Source organism: Imperialibacter sp. (assembly GCF_040222815.1).
Classification (GTDB): domain Bacteria; phylum Bacteroidota; class Bacteroidia; order Cytophagales; family Cyclobacteriaceae; genus Imperialibacter.
In genome coordinates this window covers 1-20,692 of record NZ_JAVKCH010000040.1, presented here as the reverse complement: position 1 = coordinate 20,692, position 20,692 = coordinate 1, and the positions used below count along the sequence as shown (strand labels likewise).

Sequence of the window (20,692 nt, the reverse complement as noted above, 5' to 3'; positions counted from 1 at the left end):
GGTGCACAACCGTGATTGTCCCCAGGGATTATGTCGGAATAACGATTGCTATGATCCGAGTAGTCAGTTGATGTTGGGCTATGGAAATATGGCTTGTTAGCATATATCCATAGCTTTGATTTTCTCTGCTGTCAACGGCTTCTCTATGAAGCCTTTGACAAGCGGATGCTGCTGCGCTTTTTGTCTGTCTTCCGGATCTACCGAGGAGGTGGTGATGAATATAGAACAATCAGAATTTTGATATGGGGAGGCTGGGCTTCCCGAGAGTTTATCCAAAAACTCCCAGCCATTCATAACGGGCATATTAATATCCAGGAGAACTACATTTGGCTGGACGTTTTCGAATTGCGTCAACCCCTCTTCGCCATTGGTAGCTGTCAGTATTTCAACGCCGCTACACACCGTCTTCAAATTTACCGTGGAGATCATCAAAAAGATCTCGTCGTCATCGATCAAAAAAATTCTCCGACCTTCATGCATTGAAATAGACTTTAAAAGTTGCGCCTTTGCCTGGCTGACTCTCCACCTCTATGCTGCCGCCCATGGCTTCTATTTGCCTCTTTGACATGTACAAACCCAAACCCTGACCTTCACTGAAAGAATGGAACCGATTCCCAATTTTAAATAATTTATCCCTAAATCTATCTAAATCGAGACCTCTTCCATAATCTTTTACTTGCAATTCTATTTTGTTATCAATCTTTTGCCCCTTGATTTCAATGATGTTTGAATCTTCGGTAGTACCATATTTAATCGCATTTGTCACAAGATTTTGTAAGATACTATCCAGATAGGCAGGTATACATCTGACACTCAAATCCTTCTCTACATTGGTTTTAATATCCAACTCTTGCTCTTTAATAACCTGATTATTTTGCGCAAGAATGTTGTTGACTGAGTGAAGGATATTATACGCTACCTTGTCCTTCTCTCCAAGGTCATTTTCAAAATGAATCAGTTCGTTGATATTTCTGATGGTTGCATCCATTTTTTCGGTGCTGGTGCGCAGCATGCGGAGGTATTCAGCATTAGAGGGGTCATGCATCAGCAGGTCGGTAAGCCCCAGTATATTCGAAACCGACGACCTGATATTGTGTGAGGTAATAAACGAGAAATCCTTCAACCTGCTATTTTGGTTGGTAGTTGTTTCGAGAAGTTCTTTCATGGACAGTTCTGATCGAACTCTTTCTGAGATGTCAAGCATGGTACCTGTAATCAAAACTTCGCCCTCTAGTTCCATTGTCGACCCATGCACCTCAATCCATATTGTGGTGCCATCTTTCTTTTTTCCTTCTATTACATCGTGTAACGCTGTAAGTTTATTATTGACACCTTTACTTATCAACTCATTTGCTGCTTTGGACTGACTAATTGATACAACATCGATTGGCTTGAGCGTTGAGAGGACTTCATTGACCGTGTACCCAAAAATGGAGGCAAACTGATTATTTACGTAGAGAAATTTTTCTTTGTTAAAAATGTAAATACCCGTGAGCGATTGCTCAGCTATTGCCTTGAATCTTTTTTCACTTGATTCAATAGCAATAGCGGCCAATTTTTTTTCGGTAATATTCTGGAACATCGAGACAAAGAGACCTTTCCCAGGACTGAACACAGAAGAAGATAACCAAACATTCAGCCCTTCCACTTTGGTCTCAAACCTTTCAGGAGTGCCAGTTTCGCATACCCTGCTCAATAACGCAATTTCTTCCTGGTTTACTTTTTCTACGCCCGGGATCAACTCCGACACTTTCTTTCCTATCGGGTTTTTCAGACCTGTAATACTTTCAAATGCTTTATTTACCTTTAAATACTTAAAGTCTACTGCCTTACCTTTCTCATAAATCATTTCGCAGAGAGCAAAACCTTCATTCATGTTCTCGAACAACGAGCGATACTGTTCCTCACTTTCTCGCAGAGCATCCAGCGCTTTTTTCTTTTCACTAGTGTCAATACCTACTCCCATAAGGCAGGTTTCACCATCGTAAGAAATGGCCTTGCCTGTGAAGTAGTAGGGGATCATCTGGCCGCTTTTGGTGAGAAAGTGTGCATCAACACTGTCTTCTCCAGCAACAAATACATTTCCTATTTTTTCTGCGAGCAGTTCCTTTTCGCTTTTGTGAAAGAACTGGATAGGATGCATGTTGGCTATTTCTTCCCCGCTGTAACCCGTCACCTTTTCAAAGTTTTTATTCCAGCGTAAAAATTTCCCTTCAGTGGTGTATAAATAAAATGCCCCCGGTAAACTGTTGATGATATTGTCGGAAAGTTCTTTTTCCAACAGAATACTGTCTTTGGCATTCTTAAGAGCTGTAATGTCCTGAAATGAGCCCCTAAGCTTCACCTTGCCATCGTCCATCAGTATGGGGATTCCGATCGTCCTCACCCATTTATGGTTGCCTTTGGCCGTCATAATATCAAGCTCAAGATCATAGGGCTTACCAAAGTTGATGGCATCGTTTACGACCTTTTCAATGACAGCCCTGGAGGAGGTTGTGTAGAACTGCATGCCTTGCACATACTGCCCGGTCGGGCTAATTTCAATTTCATGAATTGCCGCAATCTCATCTGTCCAGGTTTCGATGTCTGTTTCCGGATCCAGCTCCCAACCCCCAATCTTGGCTATCCTCCCGACTTCGTTCAGCAGGTATTCGCTGTCTCGAAGTGCTTGCTCTATTTTCTTCTGAGACGAAATGTCAAGCCCGTACAGGTTCACATAGTCACCATGAGGGCTTCTGGCTGACGTAAAAGAATAGGTAATACCGCCAACTGAGAATTCCGTTCGCAATACGTCAGAGCTGTTGAAGGTTTGTTTTACAAACTTCCAGAGATGTTCAGGCAGTTTTGGCGCTTTACCTGAAGTTTTGTTTTCCAGGATTGGTTGACTGGCTTTGTTGGAATAGCTAATCGTATAGTCTTTCAGCACTCTTAGCACTGGATTTGGGTTTTCGGAAGGAAAGGTTGAAAGCCTTAGAATTTCTTGTTCACGTTCTTTTCTTTCTGTGATGTCCCGAACCGTTCCTTCCAAGCCAATCACTTTGCCGCTGTCGTCAAGTAATGGAAGCGTTCTTACCATGAGGCTTCTGACGTCTCTTCCTATCAGAAATCGAAATTCGATAGTACTTTCTGACTTTTCGTTCGTTAGCTTTTCCCTGTAGGAGAGGAACCCTGGTCGATCATCGGGGTGGATGGCAGCAATAAGGGCTGCCTCAGAAGGTATTTTATCCGTTTTGCAGATGTTGTAAAGTTCATCAGACCAAAAAACCGAGTTGTCTTTCCAGTTCCACTCATAATACCCAAGCCCGGCAATTTTTTGAGCTGTTTTGAGCTGTTTGTTGATTTTCTTTAGAAGGTTTGAGTTTTCCAGTCGGTGGGTTACGTCATGAAAGTTATTAACAACGCCACCTATATGAGGGGTTTCTAAGAAGTTGGTCAGCGACCCTTCCATCCAGCGCCATTTCCCCTCCTTGTTCTTGACCCGGTAGAGCACATCGGCCACTGGTATTGATGGCTGCTCCATCGCCAGGTAAAAAGCCTTAGTAAGGCTATCTAAATCTTCCGGGTGAACCATATCGACCAAATTGGCTGCCTCCATCTCTTTATCACTGTAGCCCAGTATGCCCAAACTCGAGGGCGACATATAGTTAATTTCGCCTTCTGCCGACAGAATAGCCAGTCCATCCTTGCCATTTTCGACCAGTGACCTGAACCGCTCCTCTGAGGCTTTTATCTGATCCTGTATAGCCTTGTTCTCTGAGATGTCCTGAGTGGTGAAGAATATTGAGGACGGTTGTTTATTTTCATAAGTTATTTTCCCTTGAGTCTTCACCCAAATCACCACACCATCTTTCCTTATCAACCGATATTCCAATGGAGGGATGACTTTTTTGTTACTTGCTATGCATTCCCTGATCAGTAATTCCAATTTATGCCGGTCTTCGGGATACTGGGCCGCACGAAGCCATTCCAGATGATCTCCTTCGTCGTCTTTTGACAACTGCACAATATCAAGGAGACCTTCTGATACAATGAATTCACCTGTAAGAAGGTTGAGGCTTGAATCGCCAATTTTCGCAATTTTTTGTGCTTCTTTGAGTTTTTCTTCACTCGCTTTCAGCCCTAGTTCAATCTCCTTCTCGTGGGTGACGTCTTGAACGAGTGATATGACGGCGATAACCTCACCCTTTTCATTTTTTATGACAGAATTGTACCAGATACAGGTGACAATCTTACCGCTTTTTGTGTAGTTGCGATTCACTGACACATTGCCGTCAACCTTGCCAGACATGAGGTCGATGGCCACTTTGGTTGTGGCTTCAATATCGGCTTGGTATATCAAGTTGAAAGCTGAAATATTAGCGCTTAATATTTCCTCGGCTGTCCACTCAAATATTTCCTCACATTGCCTGGACCACTGCGTCACAATCAGGTCTTTTGTATATTCTACAGTCCCCAGCGGAGAGTTGTTGCGGTGAGAGTTGTACCGCTGAAGCGCTATTTCAAGCCTTTCATTAGTTTTTAACTGTTCAGTTACGTCACGCACAAAAGAGGCCAGCAATGGCTTTCCATTATGATCGATAAGGGTTGTCCTGATTTCGATATCTATCAAACGGCCATCTTTTGTCCTGGCCTTAGTAGATACTGTGCCACCGTTCTTGGCTAGAACTTTATTAATGAAATCCTGAACCTGATCAGGTGTGAGTTCTGCAGACAAATGACTTAGGTTCATTGTCAATAGCTCGTCCCTTGTGTAGCCAATCAGTTTGCAAAAGCTATCATTGGCATCTAGTATATTGCCTGTCGTGTCGGTAAGCTGATAGCTTTCATGAACAGAATAGAGCACCTGGCTGCAAAGATCATTGACGAAAAAAGGTATATCCTTGCTTTTGCAGTGAAGTGCGAGAAGCGTCGTTGCTTTTCCAGACTCGTCTCTGATAACTTTAGCATTTACCTCAAAGGAAAGCACCTGATTGTTTTTGTGGAGGTATCTGAGGGTAAGCAGGAAACTATCCTCTTTTGATAGATTTTCAATAGTTTGGAGGAGGCTTGTCAAATCATCTGACAAAAGGATTTCTTCCAGCGATGGGCCGGGTGCTTCGGTTTTCTGACTTGAAGACGAAAACCCTAAAGAATTCCAAAACCTCGGGTTGGCCCACCAATTAGTTTTGTTATCGAGATCTAAATACCAAAAGCCCTGATGGGCATGCTCTTCTATCGCCTCATAAATACTTTTATCGGTACTGATAAGCTTATACACTTCATTTTTCAAAGGGCTGCTAGCTGATTTTTCCATAGAAAAACAAAAAGGGCTTATATAACTTTAAGTTGGTCATTTTCAAGACCGCAATGGCATATGCTGACTGGAAAAAGGATTGTAAAATATTCGACCATGAAGTAGCCATAACAGAATCCCTTCGATCAGATGATCAGTACCAGATTATACTTAGCGGCTAATTATTAAGATGGATAGTGAAGCATTCTACCAAAAGAATTTGTTTTCAACAAATGATGGCTTAGAAATCTTTAATACCGTACAATTTTTTCTCTCCCGTGTCCATTTCTGTACATGCGTTTGATTTCTTTTGTGCGTAATTTGTTGAAAGTCAATAATATATGATTTTGGCACAGTTATTTGCTAGGTAGAGGTGAGGACAAACCACTACTACTATGCTTAGGAACTACTTTCTCACTGCTTTGCGTAATTTTTTCAGGAGCAAAACCTATACGGTACTGAGTCTTACAGGCCTTACTTTGGGCGCTTCCTGCGTAATAGCCATTTACTCATTTCTTACCCTGCAGCTCAGCTACGACAAGCACCAAAGCCACCTGGAGCAAGTATACAGGGTGGTGAGCCATTGGAAAAGTGGCGATGACGATGTGAAGTTTGCTACTGTGCCACATCCGTTGTCCGGTGCGTTAAAAAGTGAAATCCCCGGCATTGAAGCTGCCACAAATTTGTACTCACTTTCAGCTCAGGTGAACATACCCCTGGAAGGAGGAGCTCTAAAAAAGCTCAAGGAAGAAGATATTGGCTTTGCTTATCAGGATGTGTTTGAAATCCTTGATTTCGAGTGGGTGGCTGGCTCCTCTGCCAATGCACTGTCAGATATTAACTCGGTAGTTATTTCTGCAACAACCGCCCGAAAGTTTTTTGATATCATCAATGAGTACGATAGAGCGCTGGGCCGGATTATTAACCTTGGCAACAAGCACGACCTGGTGGTGAAAGCTGTCTATCAGGATTTCCCGAAGTCGACCGACTTCCCGTTCAACATGGTAGCGTATTATGAAGCCCAGGAGGGGGTGAACGCCTACTTTGGGGAAGCTAAGATGTGGGACAGACTCAATGGTAATACGCAGGCGCTGATCAAGTTGAATAGCCAGAGCGAAGCAGGCGTTGCCGAGTCGGGCATTAAGGGGGTTGTAGAAAAAAACAATACACTGGATGGCTATAGCGTTTTCCTTCAGCCATTGAGCCAGGTTCACACCACCGACTACGGCACCTATAGCGGCATGTCTCTCGAGCCAGCCACCATCAAGATTATCGTCGCTCTGGCTATATTGCTTATAGTGATTTCCAGCATCAATTTCATCAATATTTCTACGGCCAGGGCTGTTAAAAGAGCCAAAGAAGTAGGGATAAGAAAAGTGCTTGGGGGCCATCGTCCGGCGCTCATTCTCCAGTTTTTGTTAGAGTCCTTCATTATTGTGGCGTTGGCTCACGGCTTTAGCTTTCTTATAGCCGACGTGATGCTTGGTGCGGCTGGTGATCTTATTGATTACCCGATGACTATTAAGGATGTTCCGTTGACTAACTGGATCATCTTCTGTGCCATTTCGATCACAGCGGTCTCCTTATTGTCTGGTTTGTACCCTGCATTTGTGCTTTCAGGCTTTTCACCGCTTACAGCTATTAAGACGAAAATCTCCAACATTGACAGGCAAAGTAAGTTCCCGCTTCGCAAAGTGCTGGTAGGCTCTCAGTTTGCGGTTTCCATTGGGCTTATCATGGGTACTATCATAGTGATTTTCCAGCTCGATTATTTCCGGAGCCAGGACATGGGGTTCAGGAAAGATGGTGTAATAACCATCGAGTTTCCCGAGCCGGATTTAAAGCGATCAGAAGTGCTAAAGACTGAGCTCCTGAAGCACCCGGAAATTGCGCAGGCAAGCCTGAACCTGGGAGGTCCGCTTGCAAGCACCAACAACACCGGCCAGTATTTCAGCCCTGAAAAAGGGGAGGAAGAGGTATTTACTGTAAACGTGAAGGAGGTAGATGAAAACTACCTGAATCTGTTCGATATTAAATTGGTGGCTGGAAGGAATGTAAACTCGACTGATGCTTATCAAAGATCGCCGGAGGGTGAATCGATTATCAATCAAAGAGTTGTTGTTACTGAAACACTTATTCGGAAAATGGGGATTTTTAACCCACAGGAGGCACTTGGAAAGCTATTTCAGGCAACCTGGGGAGGTAAATTCCAGATAGTAGGAGTGGTGGAGGAGTTTAACGCCAATTCACTTCGTCAGGAGGCTGTGCCGGTGATGTTGAACTACGGGCCCGATGGTTTTTATGAGCTGTCTATTGCACTTGCTTCTACCGATCCAGAAGCGGGGCAAGGAGCTGTGGCAATTATCAGTGAAGAATGGGAGAAGGTGTTTCCTGAGTTGCTTGTTGAGTATAACTTTCTTGACCAGAAGGTAGCCAATCAGTACCGAATGGAAGACGTTATGGGCAAAGTGATGAGGTTTTTTGCCTTGATGGCCATGGTGATTTGCGCCATAGGGCTGTATGGTCTTACAGACTATATGGCAAATGCCAAGCGCAAGGAAATAGGCATTCGTAAGGTAGTAGGGGCTTCCGTAGGTCAGATTCTGAATATTTTCACAAAAGAGATTCTTGTTATCCTGTCTGTTGCCTTTGTAGTATCGGCAACGGGCACCTTCCTGGGCATGCAGAAGTGGCTCGAAAGCTATGCCTATCACATTACAATTGGCTGGGAAATCGTTGCCATTTCCCTCGGGGTCACCTTGCTCGTTACCGTAGTTACTATGGGCTACCGCTCTTACACTGCCGCCCGACTCAATATGGTGGAGGTGCTCAAAGATGAATAATTATTGGACTTGAAATAAATGGAAAGGAGGGTGCGCAGCCCAGGGCAAACGCATTTAAAACTATTTAGCTTTGAAATTCTTCTTTTTTACCCTGACCCTAAAGGGAAAGGAGAATTTCAAAGCTGTTTCACCCTTAAGGGCAGGGGTAGAAAAACAGCTTTGATAATAATTTGTCCAATTTGTTTTAAATGCGTTTGCCCTATGCACAGCCCTCTTTTTTTGTTTTATAGGTTTAATACCTACAGACCTGGACAGGGATACCACCTTTCCACCCCTCTAAAATACCGTCCGGCACGGATGTCCCGCAGGCTACATCAAGTCTAACTTTGGCATCAAAAAATGATATGAAGAACCTTAGTTGGATGCTGCTCACATTATTGGTGCTGGCGGGCTGCGGCAAAGATGACGACCAGGAAGGGGATCTTACCTCTACGACCGGTGCTTTCAATATCACTGTGCCTCAATTTGGTCAGTTTCCCGTGCAATACATAGCGGTAAGCCCCAACAAGCAGTACATGGCAGCTAAGGTTAGTTTTGTCACAAACACTACCGTTGAGTTTTACTACAGCAAGGACGCAGGAGCCACCTGGAGCAGGGTTTCAAGTGCTGCCAATAATTTTAACCGGAGCGTACCGCAAAAGGTAAGCAATGATGGCCAGGTATTGCTTAAGTACGACAACACTTTCTATCTGTGGGACGGTACTTCATTAGGCATGGTGCAGCACCCTGAAGGGGGCTACTATGATGTGGCCTATCTGGATGATGCCGGTAATCTTTACTATTTCATTGGCTGTAATTGCAGCGTTTCCAGTCTTAATAAGTTTTCGGTAAAGAAGAAAGGTGCTTCGGCGTTTGAGGTGGTAGAAATTCCTTCCAATAGCGCTTATTTTGATGTGGCACCCGGAGGTGGCATCTATTTTATCAACTCCCAGTCCGGTGATATGTCGAAGCACGATCCCTCAACGAATCAATGGACGTTTAGCCAGGGAATAGCCAGGGGTCTGCCTAATAAAAAGCAAGCGGCTGGAGCAGATGGCAATTTTTACTTTGCCAACCCTACTGGTGTCACTAAAGTAACTCCCGGCGGATCGATAACACAAATGACCTTTAAGGGAGAAATGACTAACTACCAAAATCCACTGGATCTGAGGGTCTCGCCGTCCGGAAGGGTGTTTGTATTGCTGGCTGCACCAAACGGCATCTACGAATATACCGGTGGAGCATGGGAGTCGGCGGGCAAAGCCGGCTACCACAACAATATTAGCGGAGGCATTTTTTCCATGGCAATGGCTGGTGAAACTATCTACTATGCAGGTGCAGCGGAGGGAGGGCTGGCTTATGGTCTGGTTGAACATAACCTGGATACCGATGAGAAGATAGTGATTGGCGAAGCGCTTGTTGGTCAGGAGGCGACCTTGTATGATGCGATTGAAGCATCGAACGGAAAAACTTTCGTGATTCTGAACGGAGGTCTCTATGAAATGCAGGCCGAAGCGAGCCTCGTTCCCGTTGACCTGAAGCAATCAACTACCCTTTCCACGCTTTATGAAGATGTTGATGGAAATCTTTACGTATTCGGCAACAATGTGTACAGAAGCAGCGACGGTGGTGCCAGCTGGAAGGAAGCTTCCATTGGCTTCCCAAGTTATAGTGGCCATTCTGTGCAGCAACTCAGTGACGGAAGCCTTATCGCCATTGCCGGTTATAATTACGACTACTACCTGGGCGGAACTGGCTTCAGTGTGCCAAAGTTCAACGCCTATGTGAGCAAGTCTACCGATGGAATCAGCTGGTCAGCTTCTTCTGTGCTTTTTGAAGGCGGTTCACAATATGTTACGTGTATTGACAGGGAGGGAATTTTGTTTGGCGTGAGTGTAAGTACCAACGGCAACTACCAGCAGTTCAATCAGGGCATCAGAAGCGACGATGGCGGGCAAACATGGAAAGAGATTGAGGGAAAGGTACCCGATCTGGTTGGTAGTGACGGATCATTGTTCAGTGTAAAAGCTGTTGGCGCTGTGGAGGGTCTTAGCGGCCAAAGGTTTATCTACAAATGGGATGGGAAGGAGTGGCTGGAGCTTCCAAGTGAAATTGAACAGTCAGGTCAACTGTATACCATCAAAAGGGTTCACCAATTAAAAGACAAACGCCTTTACTTTTCTACTTCTGCGGAGGCTTTTAAATCTTTGAAAACGTATTAGGGAGCATGAACTCATTGTTTTGAAACAGGAGAGACTTAATGTTGGCTTGTTTTTTGTTATTTAGATAGCTTTTCACCATTTTCCAACTAAAATAAGCTACCATGAAGTGTTTCTTTCTTGTTTTCTCCGCACTCTTTCTGATTTCTACTTCTCTACTTGCTCAAGAGAGGATAGCTGAAGAGGGGGAGTATGTTATGGTGTCTACTGATGGCGCCGAAGAGTACATTTCAATAAACAACATTGTCGGTTATTGGTACAATAAGAGCGCTCAGGGCACTTTTAATGCCATACAAAGCAAAAATGAGCCCAAATATTTGTGGGTGCAGCAGGGACAAACGGTCACGGTGAACGACGACTGGGCAAATGACTATGCTACAAAACTTCAGAATACAAGATGGCATGTAGTTGGAAATCAGCTCTACATATATCAGCCAGAGATAGGACTGAAGCCAGTTAGTATTGAAAGAGTAGGCAAGTCAAAGAATTATGTCCTTACAGTGAACAATGTTGAGTATTCTCGAAAAATCAGCCTGACAGGCGTGGCCTCCCTTCGGGACTAAGAGGATTCGGTTCATCAGAATGGTTAATTTTTTCTCGAGGAATGTGCTTTGAAGCACTGTCTGCATTCTGCCAGTCACGTAAATCTTGCCGACCATCGTGTAAAAACGACGTATTGTCTATTATACTTCCAAAAGCTTGCTGATTGCCATTTGCACAGCTAAATTCATGTATCTTAGTTCTCCTGGAATGTTTGCTGATGGCAAGTTGGCGCAAACCATGGAGAGTTAACTCTGTTTATCTTATACGTCGTGTCATTTTAACTACCTACTTCAATGAAAAATAACGAACAACACCTGGCTTCACGCCGGAGTTTTATAGGCAAGTCGGCAACAGCTGCGGCCGGTATTTTAGTCGCTCCATCCCTTTTAAGAGCAAGCGGTTTTCCCAACATAATCAAAAGTTATGGCAAGCCTGACTCCATGATTAACGGAGTACAGTTGGGTGTCATTACCTACTCGTTCCGCAGCCTGCCTGATCAAAGTGCTGAGGCTACACTAAAGTACATTGTAGACTGCGGCATCAGTGCGGTGGAGCTAATGGGCGATCCGGCTGAAAGTTTCGCAGGCAAGCCTGAAAGTACTATTGACCGCAGGGCAATGTTTGGCCTGTATGGTAAGCAAAGAAGAGGGGAAGAGCTTACCGACGATGAGAAGAAGCAAATGGCTGATATGCAGGCGCAGTCGGCTGCCTACAACAAAGAAGTGGCCGCCTGGAGGGCAACAGCTTCTATGGATAAGTTTGCACAGGTAAAGAAAATGTACAACGACGCCGGTGTGCAGATTTACGCTTTCAAACCTAATGCCTTTGGCAAAGACAATACCGATGCTGAAGTGATATACGGCCTTAAGGCAGCGAAGGCGCTTGGGGCCAGCCACGTGACCCTGGAGCATCCAAGCGACGATGCGCAGACACTCAGGCTGGGTGCCCTGGCAGCCAAGCAGAAGGTGTCAATTGGCTACCATGGGCACGAGCAGCAAACACCCACTTTATGGGATACTGCGCTTAAGCAGTCGAAGTACAATGGATTGAATCTTGACTTGGGCCACTTTGTTGCTGCTGGCAATGCCGATCCGCTGGGCATGGTGAAAGCAAAGGCTGATCGGATCCTTAGCATGCACATGAAGGATCGCCAAAACCCAGAGCATGGGAAAAAGAACCTGGTGTGGGGAACGGGCGACACACCGCTGACAGAGGTGCTTCAACTCATGAGTGAGCAGAAGTACAAGTTTCCTGGCACCATTGAGCTTGAGTACGAGATTCCTGAAGGTTCTGATGCCGTAAAAGAGGTGCAAAAATGTGTTGAATATTGCAGAAAGGCGCTGGCTTAGTTCATACAGCTAAATGAATTGTTAGCCCTTGTTGTTTGAAAGAACGGCAAGGGCTTTTTTTTAATCTCTCATTTTTCACTCTCCGGCTTCTCAATCTCTACTCATACCTGATCGCTTTCGAAGGGTTCATTTGCGCTTTTTTGTAGGTAACAAGACAAGTAGTGAGCACAATAAAAAAAGAGAAGACGATGCCAATGGCGGGGAAGAGCCAGATGGTCAACGAAGTCTGGTAAGGATACTGCTCCAGCCATTTACTCAGCGCCAGCCACGCCAGCGGAAGTGCCAGTATGTTTGCGGCAATCAGCAATTGAACAAAATCTTTTGAGAGCAGCACAAGAATGCCGGAAGCCGACGACCCCAGCACTTTGCGGATACCGATTTCTCTTGTTCTCTGATTGGCGATGTAGGTGGAAAGGCCAACTACGCCAATAAGGGCTATGCAAATGGCCAGTATGGAGAAAGTGGAAAACACCCTGCTGATTCGTTCTTCATTTTGGTAAAGAGCGTTGAATTCCTGATCGAGAAAGCTGTATTGAATGGGGCTGCCCTGCATCCATTTGCTCCAGGTGTTTTCTATGCTTTGCACCGTTGCCTTTGTGGATGCGCCCGAACCGATTCGAATTGATACAAGGTTGGGGCTGACCGTGGCTAGCTGCTGGGGCGAGATGCCAAAGACGACCAGCGGCCCGACCTTTTCATGCAGCGAAGCAAAATGGAAGTCGTCTACCACGCCAATGATGCGCTGGAGGGTGCCGGCGGTTGGTAGAATTTTCTGCTCAAACGGATTGTCCCAGCCCACCATGTCTACTGTGGCCTGGTTCACAAGAACAGCTGCCGTGTCGGAGGCCATATCTTTCGAAAAGAAGCGGCCTTCGTTTACTTTGATGCCGTAGGTGTCAGCAAAATCATAGTCGGCGTAAATCGCCGTAAAGAGATATCGTTCTGTGGCGGATACTCCCTGGGCATGAAAGCTGCCACCGCTCATTTGTCGGCCAGGTACATGAAAAGAGGCTGACGCTTTTTCCACACCGTTGACCTGCTGTAATTCGTCCATAAAAGCCCTGAGACTACCACCCAGCTGGTTGCTTCGCTCAATGACGAGCACCTGGTCCTTGTCGAAGCCCAGTTTCTTGTCCATCATGAAGTTCATTTGGCGGTAAATGAATAGCGTGGCCGCCATCAAAAAAATAGATACCATGAACTGTGCTACCACCAGGATGTTTCTGAAGCCCCATTTTTTGTGGCTTAGCTTGAGTTCCCCCTTGAAAATCTTGAGCGTGGGAAACGATGAAATGAAGAAAGCAGGATAAAGCCCTGACAGGGTGCCCAACAGCACGGTGAACACCAATAGCAGCCCGGCAACATTTGGCAGGCTAAAGTCCGTCAAGGCAATTTGCTTTTCTGCCAGCTGATTAAAGTAGGGCAGCAGCCAAATGAAGAGCAGACAAGAAATGACGACAGCTATCAGCGTGATAACAATGGACTCTGTAATGAACTGAATAACGAGCTGAAGCTTACTAGAGCCCACCACCTTTCTGACGGCTACTTCTTTGCCCCGTTTGACAGAGTTGGCTGTTGACAGGTTCACAAAATTGAAGCATGCCGTACACAGGATGAGCACTGAAACGACCATAAAAAGGTAGACATAGTTTTTATCACCGTTAGGCTTTATCTCATTCTGAAAGTTGCTTTCGAGGTGGATGCTTTGAATAGGCTGGAAGACATAGTTGTGCCGGTTGCCTGCTGCTTCATACTCGTCGAAAGTGATGTTGAGGAGAGACTCCACCTGCGGCCCCATATATTGCTTCACAACCGATGGGATTTTTGCTTTCACTTGCTCGGGGGTTACGCCGGGTTTTAGCAGGAAGTAGTTGAGGCATTGGTAAGACCCCCAAAAGGTACCATCGTGGGCGCCGGGGAAGGAGCGAAGCGAGAAGAGCAGGTCAAACTCAAGGTGACTTCTGTGCGGCACGTCTTCAGTAACGCCGGTTACCCGGTAAAGCGTGGAGTCACCCACCTTGATCATTTTGCCAAGCGCCTCCTGATTCCCAAAGTATTTTTTGCTGGTGCTTTCCGTTAGCACCACACTATTGGGATCTTTCAGGGCGTTGCGGGGATCCCCCTCTTTTAGCTGAACGCCGAACAGCCTGAAGAAAGTGGAGTCGGCAGCGAGCCTGTTGGTTTCATAAAATTCAATATCACCTATTCTTACCCTCGGCGGACTGGAGAAGGGTGTGAAAAGACGGCAATAGCTTTCTATTTCGGGGATGTCCTGTAGCAGGGTCGGCCCTGCCGGGAAAGGCGTAGTGGCGAATGACACATCACGGCCCGGAAAGCTGCGGTGAAGGGCCAGGCGGTAGAACCTGTCGTCGTTGGGGTGGAAGCGGTCGAAGTGGAGCTCGTCCCACACGAAGGCAAGGATAAGCAACGAACAGGTAATACCTATCGCAAAGCCAGACAGGTTGATGGCGGAATGCAACTTGTTCTTCAGCAAGCTTCTGATTCCGATAAGGAGAGCACTTTTAAACATGGTTGAGTTTTGGAACCTTTATTAAAGATGCAAAATCCTCAAATATTCAGAAATGGGATAGTAAAAAATGGACAGGGAAGGAAGTGAAGGGTAAGAAGTAAACAGTAGTTGGTAAGCAGCAGGCTTTGGGAGCCCAAAAGCGCTCCCGCACCCCTTTCTTACGCTTGATGAAGATAGTTGGCCCTACAAATATTTTTTGATAACCTTCTCCCAAATGTCGTAGCCTTTCGACGTCATGTGGAGGTTATCTTCTTTGAAGATATCATCCATTACCTCGCCGCTTGGTTGCAGCATGGGTGTCCAAACGTCTATGTACTCGACCCCCGTCTCGGTTTTGGCCCAGGCCTCCAGTTGCGTGTTGAAGTCGACATACTTGTCTTTAAGATTCCAGCGGGAAACGCTGGGCTTAGCGGAGATGAAGTAAACCTTTACATTCTTCGGTAGTTTTTCTCTTATCTGAGCAAGAATAGTCTCGGCGTCTGCCAGGATTTGCTCAGGTGTCTTTCCGGAGGCAATGTCGTTGTCGCCCTCATAAATAAAGATTTTCGAAGGGGAATATTTGAAGATTAGCTCATCTGTGTAGTACAGCAAATCCGACATAGAAGAACCTCCAAAGCCTCGGTTGACTACATTCTTTTTTGGGAATCTCTCCGCCATATCATCCCAAATTCTGATGGAAGAACTGCCTGTAAACAAAGCAAGCTTCTTGTTATTGACTGAAGCTGCTTCCTGAGCGTATTTGTCAATTTCTCCCTTAAAACGCTGGGGGTTTTGAGCAAGCAGCGTGAAGCCACCAAGGAAAAGAGCAGTGAGGAATGAAAGTCTTTTGTACATGTAGGTATCCTTTTTGGAATGAGCAATTAAGATAAATAAACCCGGACAAAATCATCGACTGATTTCTTTTCAACGGTATCGGACGAATGCTGATGAGGCGTCGAGGATGACGTCTGACGGCCCCAGCACAACCTGTCTGCTTGCCGTCCCGACGCCTGCTTCGGTCTTACCTAAGTCGTATACACTGAGTTAAACAACACGTAATCCGTTGTCAAATCAGTACCCCAGCCGGTAGCTTCTGCTTTGCCTTCGTTCAGGTCGAGGTTGATATATATGTGAGATTCCCGGAGCACCCGCTTCATATAGTTGCGGTCGTAGTCGAGCGGCTTGCCTTTTTCCAGCACCTGAATCATCTCTTTGTCGTCGCCCAGATACAGGTCGGCTTTTTCGAAGTTGAATGGTACGTCGGCATTGCCTGCTGCGCACACAATTCGACCCCAGTTGGGGTCACGGCCAAACATGGCGGTCTTTACCAGGGTGGAACTTGACACAGCCCGGCATATTTTTCTGGCCGTTACCTCGTCTGTTGCATTCTTAACCGTATATTCAAGAAACTTCGACGACCCTTCTCCATCCGAAACGATCAGCATACAAAGGTGCTTCATCATCTCCTCAAGCTTTGTTTTGAACACGTCATAGCCCTTGTCTTTTTCTGACTTCAGTATGTCGTTTTCAGCCTTGCCGTTGGCCATTACCACCACCATGTCGTTCGTGGAAGTGTCGCCATCTACAGTGATCATATTAAAGGTGCGGTCAACCACCTCTTTCAGGGTTTTCTGCAACAGCTTCGGTTCTATGGCTACGTCGGTGGCAATAAATGCAAGCATGGTGGCCATATTGGGATGGATCATCCCCGATCCCTTGGCAATGCCCCCCATGTTAATTTCATGGCCATCGAGTTCAAACTCCAGAAAGCCTTCTTTAGGGAAGGTGTCTGTAGTGAGTATGGCGTTGGCAGCGAATGAGCCTGCATTGGACTTGCTGCTTAACTTAGGTGCCGACTCGATGATGCCTTTTACCACGTCTTCGGTAGGGAATGGCTCGCCAATGATACCCGTCGAGGCTATAATGATCGTTTTTTGATCGATACCTAGTGCCTCGGCGGCAGTTTTCAGCATGGCCTGAGCGCCATCCGCACCCTGCTGGCCTGTACAGGCATTGGCGTTGCCTGCATTGATGACAATGGCCTGAACTACGCCCCCTTTGATGTTTTCTCTTGATAGTTTAACAGGCTCGGCAACCACCTTGTTTTGGGTGAAGACAGCTGCACCGCTGGCTGGCACTTCAGAGTAGATCATTGCGAGGTCTCTTCTAAGTGATTTCACGCCGGAGTGAGCACCCCAGCATTTTATGCCTCGTACGTTGGTGATGTTCTTGATCATGATTATGGATTGACAGGGATGTGGTTTAGACCTAAAGTTTCTTCGAAGCCCAGCATGATGTTCATATTCTGAACAGCCTGCCCGGCGGCACCTTTTACCAGGTTGTCGATGGTGCTTACTATGATAATATTGCCCGTTCTTTCGTCGAAGTCAACAAATATATTGCAATAGTTGCTGGCCCGCACGTCTTTGATCGCAGGTGGTGTGTCGCAGATTCTTACGAAGGGCTTGTCTCTGTAAAAGTCCTGATAAAGTCCTTTCAACTTAGCGCCCGTTGTTGGGCCTGTAGGTCTTGCATAAGTCGTTGAAAGGATGCCACGATCTACCGGCAGCAGGTGAGGGGTGAATTGAAGCGTGACGCCAGCTGTTATGCCATCCAGCACACCCTGAATCTCAATCGTATGGCGATGGTTCTTTAAACCATAAGCCCTGAAATTATCGTTCACATTCGAAAAGTGCGTAGTGGCGCTGGCCTTAATGCCAGCGCCGGTGATGCCTGACTTGGCATCGATGATGATACCTTTTGGCTCTATGAGCTTATTTTGGAGCAGTGGGGCCAGGGGCAAAATAGCACTGGTGGGGTAGCAGCCAGGATTAGCCACCAACTCAGCACCTTTGATTTTGTCGTAGAAAAGCTCTGGCAGACCATACACCGCTGTGTCGAAGCCTTTGACGAAAGTGTGCGGCTTTTTGTACCACTCCTCGTAGGTCTTGGCGGAGTCGAGACGGAAGTCGCCCGAAAAGTCAACGATCTTAAAGCCTTTGCCTGCAAACTGCTTCACATACTCCATGGAGACGCCGTGTGGCAATGCCAGGAAAACCAGGTCAAGGTCGAGTTCATTCACCTTGTCGGCCTTGTGCAAGGGCTGATCCACGATGCCTTTGAAAAACGGGTGGACATCTGAGAATTTTTCACCCGCCCGACTTTCGGACGTAATGACGGAAATTTCTACTTCCGGGTGGCTGACCAGGATGCGCACAAGCTCAGAGCCTGTATAACCAGTGGCGCCAACAACGCCTATCTTTTTCTTAGGCATGGGCCTTTATGTTTATTAGTGATTCCTTTAATACAGCAATGGCCTGCTCCATCTCATCATAGCCGATGGTAAGCGCTGGCACAAAACGAAGCACGTTGCCTGCGGTAGCGTTTGCAACCACACCATTTTTGAGCATTTCCACCACAAGAGGTTTAGTTTCAAAATCAAACTCAGCACCGAGCATGAGCCCCCTTCCCCTTACTTCCTTGAGGGAAGACTCGTTCATGTCCAGCAGAGCCTTTTTGAGCCAGATTCCTTTTTCTGCTACGGCCGTCAGTAAGTTCTCTTCTTCAATCACTTCCAACACCGCTATAGACGTAGCACACACCAATGGATTACCGCCAAACGTTGTGCCATGGTCGCCGGGCTTCATCACCGAGGCCATTTTCTCACTGCACAGGATGGCACCGATGGGGATGCCCCCGCCCAGCCCTTTGGCGAGGGTCATAATGTCCGGCTGCACACCGAAATGATCCTTAGCGAACCACTTACCCGTGCGGCCGATTCCAGATTGAATTTCGTCAAAAATCAACACAATTTCTTCTTCGTCGCACAATTGACGGAGCGCCTTGAGGAATTCAAGGTCAGCTACATTGATACCGCCTTCCCCCTGAATGGGCTCTACGATGATGGCGGATATTTGGTGAGTGCCGCCTTTCGGATTATTGCCCTGCAAGGACTTCTTCAGTGCGTCTATGTCGTTGAAGGGCACTTGCATAAAGCCCTGTGGGATGGGTTCAAAGCCATCTTGCATCGTTTTTTTGCCGGTGGCAATCGTGGCCAGCGTTCTGCCATGAAAGCAGTTTTTCATAGAGATGACGGTACCACCTTTTCCTTTGCTGTGCCCATACTTCCGGGCAATTTTTATGGCACCTTCAGCCGACTCAGCCCCACTGTTGCTGAAAAACACCCTATCCATACCAGAGATTTCGCATAGCTTTTTGGAGAGAAGGGCCTGGGGTTCGCTTAGAAAGAAGTTAGAGATGTGCATCAGCTTGCCTGCCTGTTCCCGGAGCGCTTTCACAACAGCGGGGTGACAATGCCCTACATTGCAAACAGCGATACCAGCCAGCATGTCGATATACTCTTTGCCGTCGGTGTCCCAGAGTTTGGAGCCTTTACCCCGCTCAAAAGTTACGGGAAACCTGCCGAAAGTTGGGAGGTAGTATTGTTTGTCAATGCTGTGAAGTTCCTGATTGTTATATGTACTCATGAATAATAAATAGCTATGGCATGCCCCAGGGCATGTCAGGTAATGTTAATAATCTTGCGTTGGTTAATGTTTATAAAAACAAGGAATCACCTATGCGGCCTCGGGTAGTAAAATGGAAGCGTTGGGCAGGAGATGAAACTGGCACTTGGGGCATTATGATAATTCATTGTTTTGGGTACTAAAGGGGTAAACCCTTTCAATATCTTTGATCGACTACCTCAAAGGTACACAGTTCAGCCCGGAAATGTTCCATTTAATTGACTTAAATGCAACTTTTGAAATTTGTTCGACAAGGAATGAAGTATATTTTGATCCGTTCAAATAGCAGAAGCCCCTTTAATTCACACATAACGCCACTTAGTTACTTTTGAGGAGTTTGAGTGATGAGAGACGCTTAGGTGCGGGTAAAAAGTTGAAAAACAAACCCAGAGGAGGAGAGAAGAGAGTTTGATTGGCAGACAAGAAAAAATCCGGTCAAACAGCCCGGATTAGTGTCAAAATGCCAGACTTAGCTTTAAAAGGACTCTGGTAGTTCTTCTGTCGTTTATTTATTCTTAAACTGGGCGAATGTCGCTTTGCTTGATCGATATCTACCCTTTTTTTTATCTGCCCAATCAGATTCTATTTTTTCAGAGAAGCCTTACTGAAAATATACTCAGGTATTTCAGGGTCAAGCTCTATGTCTGTCATAATAAAGTCTGTGCCATCACCATCTTTCAGCATGTCCTTATAGTTCATCCTCTTTGGGAACCATCTGTTGCCTATCCTGACTACATCACTAAGCACTGTTTTCTTCAAAAGCTGCCCACTTTTGGCAAAGAGCTCCTCCTTTAAAGGCACGAAGCGCTCCTGGTCAATCCATGTTTTGCGGCGGGCATACGAAGCATCATCCACATTCGCATTCAACTCCAGTACCCAGGTCTTCCTGCCATCAATCTCTTCCTCGCCAATCACTTTGGCGTCATAGATATCCGTAAGCTTCCTGTCGTCCATCATGTCCTCGTACGATAGATCGGAACCCATTACAGATTGCCTAAGCATATGCCCAGAGAGTTGAATGGTACGATCAGTAGATGGAGAGTAGATCCAAAGCCGGTCTTCCAGCTTTAGCATCTTGGTACCTTTTTCTCTTTCGGGGGAAAGATATTCCGTAAATGACTTATCGTTTCCCTCTGAGTAGCCTTTAGAAGTTACCACCCGATCATTTCTCCGACCGTGTATAACCATTTGCGACTCCACGATCCTTGACTTGGAGGTCATATTGTCGTCTACTTTCTGCAATATCTTTGTAGCATCCGGATAGTTGTTTTGGAAGAATCCGGGAAGTGCAATGAAAAATATAATTACGTATTTCATGTGTATATAATTTCGTTTCGATCAAGTAGTAAAGTATCAATAACAAGGTTAAGAGAGTAAATTTTCATGTTCGTGCTCCCTCCCGATGAATCGGGATTGGCTACATCGTTGGGTGCTTAACCTGTTTGTTAGACC

12 protein-coding genes are annotated in these 20,692 nt (G+C 46.1%); 4 read left to right on the top strand and 8 right to left on the bottom strand.

The genetic code is table 11. The annotated features are described in order from the left end of the window. Positions 1-96: 96 nt before the first annotated feature. Complete coding sequence (locus tag RIF36_RS19710) at positions 97-480, bottom strand: response regulator (protein WP_350078014.1); 384 nt, start codon at positions 478-480, stop codon at positions 97-99. Then, on the bottom strand, positions 473-5,293 hold the full coding sequence (locus tag RIF36_RS19705) for a PAS domain S-box protein (protein ID WP_350120856.1): 4,821 nt from the start codon (positions 5,291-5,293) through the stop codon (positions 473-475). Before RIF36_RS19705 ends, RIF36_RS19710 begins: the two co-directional genes overlap by 8 nt. A gap of 374 nt (positions 5,294-5,667) precedes the next feature. Here RIF36_RS19705 and RIF36_RS19700 point away from each other — a divergent pair, with 374 nt between their 5' ends. The 4 genes from RIF36_RS19700 (at position 5,668) to RIF36_RS19685 (ending at position 12,205) form a co-directional block, all read left to right on the top strand. Continuing rightward, a complete protein-coding gene (locus RIF36_RS19700) occupies positions 5,668-8,115 on the top strand; it encodes an ABC transporter permease (protein ID WP_350120853.1) in 2,448 nt (815 codons plus the stop codon). A gap of 344 nt (positions 8,116-8,459) precedes the next feature. Further along, complete coding sequence (locus RIF36_RS19695; RefSeq protein WP_350120850.1) at positions 8,460-10,316, top strand: sialidase family protein; 1,857 nt, start codon at positions 8,460-8,462, stop codon at positions 10,314-10,316. 101 nt (positions 10,317-10,417) lie between these two features. Then, positions 10,418-10,876, top strand: coding sequence for a hypothetical protein (locus RIF36_RS19690; RefSeq protein WP_350120847.1), 459 nt, complete (start codon positions 10,418-10,420; stop codon positions 10,874-10,876). A 273-nt stretch (positions 10,877-11,149) separates the two neighbouring features. Beyond that, the gene (locus RIF36_RS19685; RefSeq protein WP_350120844.1) at positions 11,150-12,205 is read left to right on the top strand and encodes a sugar phosphate isomerase/epimerase family protein; all 1,056 of its coding nucleotides are present in this window, start codon (positions 11,150-11,152) and stop codon (positions 12,203-12,205) included. A 97-nt stretch (positions 12,206-12,302) separates the two neighbouring features. Here the strand turns inward: RIF36_RS19685 and RIF36_RS19680 are convergent, their stop codons facing one another. From RIF36_RS19680 to RIF36_RS19655, 6 genes are all read right to left on the bottom strand, one after another. Continuing rightward, positions 12,303-14,735, bottom strand: coding sequence for an ABC transporter permease (locus tag RIF36_RS19680; RefSeq protein WP_350120841.1), 2,433 nt, complete (start codon positions 14,733-14,735; stop codon positions 12,303-12,305). Positions 14,736-14,918: 183 nt separating this feature from the next. After that, positions 14,919-15,569, bottom strand: a complete 651-nt coding sequence (locus tag RIF36_RS19675; protein WP_350120838.1) for an SGNH/GDSL hydrolase family protein — start codon at positions 15,567-15,569, stop codon at positions 14,919-14,921. 170 nt (positions 15,570-15,739) lie between these two features. Further along, positions 15,740-16,951 carry a bifunctional glutamate N-acetyltransferase/amino-acid acetyltransferase ArgJ gene (gene argJ / locus RIF36_RS19670; RefSeq protein WP_350120835.1) on the bottom strand — a complete coding sequence of 404 codons (1,212 nt, stop codon included), beginning with the start codon at positions 16,949-16,951 and terminating at the stop codon, positions 15,740-15,742. A gap of 2 nt (positions 16,952-16,953) precedes the next feature. After that, a complete protein-coding gene (gene argC / locus RIF36_RS19665; protein WP_350120832.1) occupies positions 16,954-17,988 on the bottom strand; it encodes an N-acetyl-gamma-glutamyl-phosphate reductase in 1,035 nt (344 codons plus the stop codon). Next, on the bottom strand, positions 17,981-19,201 hold the full coding sequence (locus RIF36_RS19660) for an aspartate aminotransferase family protein (RefSeq protein ID WP_350120830.1): 1,221 nt from the start codon (positions 19,199-19,201) through the stop codon (positions 17,981-17,983). The genes argC and RIF36_RS19660 overlap by 8 nt, the downstream gene beginning before the upstream one ends. A 621-nt stretch (positions 19,202-19,822) precedes the next feature. Beyond that, a complete protein-coding gene (locus RIF36_RS19655) occupies positions 19,823-20,557 on the bottom strand; it encodes an outer membrane lipoprotein-sorting protein (RefSeq protein WP_350091146.1) in 735 nt (244 codons plus the stop codon). Between the last annotated feature and the right edge of the window lie 135 nt (positions 20,558-20,692).

Excerpts from the sequence above, each read along its gene's own strand:
- RIF36_RS19710 (WP_350078014.1), bottom strand. The coding sequence starts at position 480 with ATGCATGAAGGTCGGAGAATTTTTTTGATCGATGACGACGAGATCTTT.
- RIF36_RS19705 (WP_350120856.1), bottom strand. The coding sequence starts at position 5,293 with ATGGAAAAATCAGCTAGCAGCCCTTTGAAAAATGAAGTGTATAAGCTT.
- RIF36_RS19700 (WP_350120853.1), top strand. The coding sequence starts at position 5,668 with ATGCTTAGGAACTACTTTCTCACTGCTTTGCGTAATTTTTTCAGGAGC.
- RIF36_RS19695 (WP_350120850.1), top strand. The coding sequence starts at position 8,460 with ATGAAGAACCTTAGTTGGATGCTGCTCACATTATTGGTGCTGGCGGGC.
- RIF36_RS19690 (WP_350120847.1), top strand. The coding sequence starts at position 10,418 with ATGAAGTGTTTCTTTCTTGTTTTCTCCGCACTCTTTCTGATTTCTACT.
- RIF36_RS19685 (WP_350120844.1), top strand. The coding sequence starts at position 11,150 with ATGAAAAATAACGAACAACACCTGGCTTCACGCCGGAGTTTTATAGGC.
- RIF36_RS19680 (WP_350120841.1), bottom strand. The coding sequence starts at position 14,735 with ATGTTTAAAAGTGCTCTCCTTATCGGAATCAGAAGCTTGCTGAAGAAC.
- RIF36_RS19675 (WP_350120838.1), bottom strand. The coding sequence starts at position 15,569 with ATGTACAAAAGACTTTCATTCCTCACTGCTCTTTTCCTTGGTGGCTTC.
- argJ (WP_350120835.1), bottom strand. The coding sequence starts at position 16,951 with ATGATCAAGAACATCACCAACGTACGAGGCATAAAATGCTGGGGTGCT.
- argC (WP_350120832.1), bottom strand. The coding sequence starts at position 17,988 with ATGCCTAAGAAAAAGATAGGCGTTGTTGGCGCCACTGGTTATACAGGC.
- RIF36_RS19660 (WP_350120830.1), bottom strand. The coding sequence starts at position 19,201 with ATGAGTACATATAACAATCAGGAACTTCACAGCATTGACAAACAATAC.
- RIF36_RS19655 (WP_350091146.1), bottom strand. The coding sequence starts at position 20,557 with ATGAAATACGTAATTATATTTTTCATTGCACTTCCCGGATTCTTCCAA.